At 68.3% G+C, this 3,600-nt stretch carries 2 protein-coding genes and 1 pseudogene; 1 reads left to right on the top strand and 2 read right to left on the bottom strand.

What is annotated here, in order from left to right; genetic code table 11:
- Positions 1–178 precede the first annotated feature (178 nt).
- Positions 179–1,270 (top strand): annotated as a pseudogene (locus U9977_RS13015) (oligosaccharide flippase family protein); the annotation flags it as partial.
- A gap of 470 nt (positions 1,271–1,740) precedes the next feature.
- Here the strand turns inward: U9977_RS13015 and U9977_RS13010 are convergent.
- Both U9977_RS13010 and U9977_RS13005 read right to left on the bottom strand, forming a co-directional pair.
- A complete protein-coding gene (locus U9977_RS13010) occupies positions 1,741–2,388 on the bottom strand; it encodes an acyltransferase (protein ID WP_322749507.1) in 648 nt (215 codons plus the stop codon).
- Positions 2,385–3,527 carry a DegT/DnrJ/EryC1/StrS family aminotransferase gene (locus tag U9977_RS13005; RefSeq protein WP_322749506.1) on the bottom strand — a complete coding sequence of 381 codons (1,143 nt, stop codon included), beginning with the start codon at positions 3,525–3,527 and terminating at the stop codon, positions 2,385–2,387. The genes U9977_RS13010 and U9977_RS13005 overlap by 4 nt, the downstream gene beginning before the upstream one ends.
- Between the last annotated feature and the right edge of the window lie 73 nt (positions 3,528–3,600).

Genomic DNA, 3,600 nt, shown 5'->3' with positions numbered 1-3,600 from the left:
GTCCCGGACGGAGCAACGAGGCAACACGGCGTTGTCGTCGTGTTGTTTCCAGCTGATGCCAACGATGATATTAACGACGATATTAAAGATGATCGGCATAGATCATAGCAGAACCGTGCTTCGATGAGCGTCACAGCATGGCCGCGACACCGACCGGCCAGTCGCAGATGGGGGAACCATGCCGCACATGCCGGCACACGCGTCAACACCCGGGGTGCCATCCCCGCCGACCCTGGCCGAACCGGCTCAGGGTCCCTCCGCCAACAACCAGGGCGCCGGCAATCAGGGCGCCGACAACGAAGGCGAGGGCACCGGAGCGGGGCTCGGCGGGGCCGTCCGACGCGGCCTTGGCTTCAGCGTCCTGAACAATGCACTCAGCCGCCTGGGCACCGTCGTTACCGGGGTCGTCCTCGCCCGGCTCCTCAGCCCGTCGGACTACGGCGACTTCGCGGTCGCGCTGGTCGTCCTGAATGCGCTGTTGTCCATTAACGAACTAGGTGTCTCCCTCGCGATCGTGCGTTGGCCGGGGAACCCTCGCCTGATCGCCCCGACCGTACAGACGTTGTCGACCGGGTTCAGCACCGGACTTTTTCTGCTCACCCTGGTGCTGGCACCGGGCATCGCAAGCCTGCTCGGCTCAGCCGCCGCGACCGACCTGGTCCGGGTGCTGGCGGCCAGCATGATTGTCGATGGGTTGGCTTCCGTTCCCGCGGCGTTGCTCACCCGCAGTTTCCAGCAGGACCGGCGGATGGTCGCCGACCTTGCTGGACTCGTCGTGAACACGACCGCCACGATCGGACTGGCCGTCATGGGGCATGGCGCGTGGAGCCTGGCCATCGGCTATCTGGCTGGTAACATCACCACCTCAACCCTGATCTTCATCTTCGCCGGAGCACAGATCCGGTTCGGCTTCGACCGAAGTCAGGTCCGCGCGTTGCTGGACTTCGGTCTCCCGCTGGCCGGCTCAAGTCTGCTGGTCTTCGGAGTCCTCAACGTCGACTATGTCGTCGTCGGCGCCGTCCTGGGACCGGTGGCGCTCGGTTTCTACATGCTGGCGTTCAACCTTTCCAGCTGGCCGGTCAACATGTTCTCCCTGGCCGTGCGCAGAGTGGCCATGCCGGCGTTCGCCCGGCTGTCGGCCGATCGCCGTGCGCTCAGCGACGCGTTCGCCCGTTCGATCGCGCTGCTGATGGCGGCCACGCTGCCGGTCTGCGCGATCCTCGCCGTGCTCGCCGGGCCGGTGATCCGCACCGTCTACGGACCGAAGTGGGATGCCGCCGCCGACGCCCTGCGCTGGCTCGCGGTCCTCGGGGCCGCCCGGGTCGCCGCCGAACTGGCCTACGACCTACTGGTGGGTGCCGGCCGGTCTCGCGCGATCTTCGCCGTCCAGGGGGTCTGGCTGGTGGTCCTCACCCCGGCCCTGCTCGTCGGTGCACACACGGCCGGTATCGGTGGTGTCGCCTTCGCCCAGGCCGCGGTGGCCGTGGTGGTCGTAGGCCCGGCGTTCATATTCGCCATTGCGCGGGCGGACGTCCGCCCCACCGCCGCCCTGCGGTACTGCGGCCGGCCGGCCGTCGCGACCACTGCCCTTGTCCTGGTCATGGTGGGCCTTGGCACGGTGGTACACGGGGACGCCGCCCGACTGGTCCTGCTCCCCCTCGCCGGGCTGGCCGTATGCGTCGTACTGCTGTTCCCGCTGCTGCGGCTGGCCCGATCAACACCGGAACAGCCGCAGCAGTCCTACGGCACGGAAACAGCGGAGGGCATCGAGCCACCGGCAGGCGCCGAAACACCTGCCGGCGTCGAAACAGCAGCCGGCGCCGTCTCGCACAGCCCGTCGGTATCGGCAGCCGGCTTGTAAGCCTTCGAGCAGGCCACGCAGCGCAGCTGCGAATCAAGCCGTTCCCCACAGGCACAGACCCAGCCCAGGGCCCGTCCGGGATTGCCCGCGACCAGTGCGTACGCGGGTACATCCCGGACGACGACGGCTCCGGCAGCCACGAACGCGTACTCGCCCACGATCACCCCGGCGACGATCGTGGCATTGGCACCGATCGTCGCACCACGGCGGATCAGCGTAGGGGTGAGCGCGTCCCGGGTCTTCTTGACCTCGGCACGCGGCCGGAAGTCGTTGGTGAAGACCATGTTCGGACCCAGGAAGACATCGTCCTCCACGGTGACCAGGTCCCACACGAGCACCGCGTTCTTCACCGTCACCCGGTCGCCGATCCGGGCGCCGGACTCGACGAACACATGGTCACAGATGTTGCAGTCCGCGCCGATCACGGCACCGGCCAGCACGTGCGCGAACGCCCAGACCCGGGTTCCCGGACCCACGTCGTCGCTCTCGCACAGGCCGTGAGGATGGACGAAAACGGCCCCTGTCATGACAGTGCTCTCCGCAACTCCTCGGCCACCCGCTCCTGCTGTTCGGGGGTGATGTGCGGGTACAAGGGCAGAGAAAGGATCTCCCCGGCCGCCTTTTCGGCGACGGGAAAGTCACCGGCACCGTAGCCGAGGCCCGCAAAGGCCGGCTGCAGGTTCAGCGGCACCGGGTAGTGGATCCCGGCTCCCACACCCTGTTCATGCAGCCGTGCCAGCACCGCGTCCCGGTCGGGAACACGGACCACGTAGAGGTGCCACACATGGACGTTACCCGGCAGTGTCGCCGGTAGCCGGACCCGGGAGTCCCCACCCAACAGCTCGTCGTAGCGCAGCGCCGCGGCGGCCCGCGCCTGGTTCCACCGGGCCAGCCTGGCCAGCTTGGCCCGCAGGACAACGGCCTGCAGGGTATCGAGCCGCGAGTTGAAACCCAGCGACTCGTGCAGGTATTTGCGTTCGCTGCCGTGCGCGCCCAGCAGCCGTACCTTGCGTGCGAGCTCGGCATCATCGGTCAGGACGGCACCGGCGTCGCCGGCCGCGCCCAGGTTCTTGCCCGGGTAGAAGCTGGTGGCCGCCAGCAGTCCCAACCCGCCGGCAGCCCGTCCACCACGGACGGCGCCCTGTGCCTGCGCGGCGTCCTCGACGACGATGGTGTCGGGACGACACGCGGCCGCGATCTGCTCCACCGGCGCGGCCTGCCCGTACAGGTGGACCGGGATCACCGCACGGGTACGGTCGGTCAACGCCCCGCCCACCGCGTCCGGATCCATGAGCAGATGATCGTCGTCTACGTCGACGAACACCGGCCGCGCACCCGCACGGACCACGGCCTCGGCGGTAGCCACGAAAGTGTTCACCGGGATGACGACCTCGTCAACGCCGCCAGTGGTACCGGTCGCAGCACTCACCGCGGTGCCCGCACCGACACCGGCCGCCCGCAGCGCCAGCTCGATCGCGTCGGTACCGTTGCCCACACCCACGCAGTACCCGACTGCACAGAAGTCGGCGTACTCGCGCTCGAATGCCGAAACGTGTTTTCCACCGACAAACGCGGTGGTCGCGAGCACCTCGTCGAACCCGGCCCGCACCTCCTCGGCGATCTCGGCCTGCGCAGCCGCCAGATCCACCAGCGGAATCGTGGTCACCGCAACGTCCCTTCGATGGGGTGAGACGGCAGCCCCGCGGAGCCTGGAGCTGCCGGATCTGACAATGGTTGAC

It is taken from the genome of Protofrankia sp. Cas8 (genome assembly GCF_963555845.1).
Taxonomy (GTDB): Bacteria; Actinomycetota; Actinomycetes; order Frankiales; family Frankiaceae; genus Protofrankia.
This window is presented reverse-complemented; position numbering and strand designations above follow the sequence as displayed.

Excerpts from the sequence above, each read along its gene's own strand:
- U9977_RS13010 (WP_322749507.1), bottom strand. The coding sequence starts at position 2,388 with ATGACAGGGGCCGTTTTCGTCCATCCTCACGGCCTGTGCGAGAGCGAC.